Raw genomic sequence first — 377 nt, forward strand, 5'->3', positions numbered from 1 at the left:
GGTATTCATGCCAGCTTTTAATTGTGGATAGTATTGTGCCTTGGCGACATCAATATTGGCGTTTTGGGAAGCCAAAGTAGAAATGGTTTGGGCAATATTGGGGTTGCGTTTGACAGCGATTTGCACGGCTTCTTCAAGGTTTAAGGTCCGTGTGGGTACTGCATATTGCTGGGCAGTTGGTGGATTTTCCAGATAGAGATTATTTAAAGACGCCTTTTGCCCCAGATAGGGTTTGACCACGGGCAAAGGGCTCGCTGTGTTTTGCTCGGGTTGGTATTCAAAGTCAGCGAGTTGTTTAAGTTGCACGGTACGAAAGGAGGAGTCATCTTTGGGTTTGATTAAACTCGATACACTTTCCTTGATGCCTTTTAAATAGC

Annotated in this window: 1 pseudogene; it reads right to left on the reverse strand. The window is 44.8% G+C overall.

Annotated elements, in window-relative coordinates:
• Window positions 1–377: pseudogene (locus tag AC1Z3T_RS21205) on the reverse strand (RND transporter); the annotation flags it as partial.

The sequence above is a fragment of the Acinetobacter sp. B-6 genome, from assembly GCF_056930735.1.